Below are 1,384 nucleotides of genomic sequence, written 5' to 3'. Positions count from 1 at the left end.
TTTCGAAGAGATGTTCGACCCAGGGCAGGCGGTGTTCGAAATTGACCTGAACCTGCGGCTCCAAGACCTCTGGTGTGTCGAACGCGCCGATCGCCAGTTCAACGCCGCCGGGGTAATGATAGGTGAGCGGCGTGCCGCATTTTTCGCAGAAACCACGGTGGATCTTGGCGGAGGAGCGAAACAGTTTTGGTTGACCACGGGTCCATGTCAGATGGGCCTGATCGGCGCTGACAAGCGCACCGAAGAAATTGCCGAATTGTTTCTGGCACATGCGGCAATGGCAGATCGACGGGCGCCCGAGCTTGCCCGCATGAAAACGCACTGCGCCGCATTGGCATCCACCGGATAATCCCGCCTCGTGCATGATGCCTCTCTTATTTCAGAAATACATAGGACATGACCGCCCCAATGACGATGACAACAAGCGCACCCTTGGCAATCAGCCCGTAGAGCAGCCATTTGGGCATTTTCATGCGTGGATCGTGTGTTGTCATTGTTTGCTGTCCGGCCAGTTTGCCGTGTCATGGTCAGGATGTTGATAGGATGTCAGGTTGGTGAGGTAATCGACCGATGCCAGATCATCCTCCGTCGGTACGGCAGGGAGCGTGTGCAGACTATCGACAAAACCCACCTTGTTTTCAACGCCCCACTGGATAACGGGCGGCAACAAAGACGGGTTGTCAAAAGCTCCAGCGGCAACAGCCATGCCGTCGGGTGCTTCATAGGTCAGAGGCGTGCCGCAATCGGCACAAAAACCACGCTTGACCACATTGGAGGATTGGAAACGTTTTGGTTCGCCGCGCGTCCATGCGAAATCGGTGCCGCGCACCGAAACAAGCGGCGCGTAATAGGCACCAAATGCCTTCTGGCACATACGGCAGTGGCAGATGGAGCTGTCCTTCAGGTCACCCTCAACCCGAAACCGTATCGCGCCACATTGGCATCCGCCGGTGTAAATCGTCATGGCTGGCTTCCTTCTTTCGTCCGCAGAATATGAAGACTGACATTGTCGATGTCGTTTAAAACATCGTCGTTCCAGAAATGCAGCACAGTCCACCCATGTTCCTGCAGATCCCGAGTGCGGTTCTGATCATACGCGACCGCCTTGTCGTCTCCATGTTGAAAACCATCAATCTCGACAATCAGCTTATGTGATGGGTAGGCAAAATCAACGATGTAACCAAGAACAGGCATTTGGCGCCTGAAGCTCAACCCATCAAGGCGATGGGCGCGAACCGTATGCCAGAGTTTCAGCTCTGCTTCCGTCATCGCCTTTCGCATGCTCTTTGCATAGGTACGATTCTTGGGGCTGACATTGGCGTGGGGCATTGTGGCTCATCGCGTTGGATCGGATGAGACGTTGTGACGGTGGAGCATAAAAAGC

At 54.8% G+C, this 1,384-nt stretch carries 3 protein-coding genes; all 3 read right to left on the bottom strand.

Annotation, left to right across the window (positions count from 1 at the left end):
* The coding region (locus tag RT613_RS17105; protein ID WP_313617341.1) for a GFA family protein at nucleotides 1–364 on the bottom strand (364 nt) is incomplete at its 3' end.
* A 126-nt stretch (nucleotides 365–490) separates the two neighbouring features.
* Nucleotides 491–964: a GFA family protein gene (locus tag RT613_RS17100; protein ID WP_313617254.1), complete on the bottom strand. Its 474-nt coding sequence runs from the start codon at nucleotides 962–964 to the stop codon at nucleotides 491–493.
* On the bottom strand, nucleotides 961–1,329 hold the full coding sequence (locus tag RT613_RS17095; protein ID WP_313617252.1) for a DUF559 domain-containing protein: 369 nt from the start codon (nucleotides 1,327–1,329) through the stop codon (nucleotides 961–963). Before RT613_RS17095 ends, RT613_RS17100 begins: the two co-directional genes overlap by 4 nt.
* Nucleotides 1,330–1,384: the final 55 nt, after the last annotated feature.

Source organism: Agrobacterium sp., assembly GCF_032092815.1.
GTDB lineage: Bacteria > Pseudomonadota > Alphaproteobacteria > Rhizobiales > Rhizobiaceae > Agrobacterium.
The sequence above is the reverse complement of the archived record's forward strand: the minus strand, read 5'-3'. Positions and strand labels throughout refer to the sequence as shown.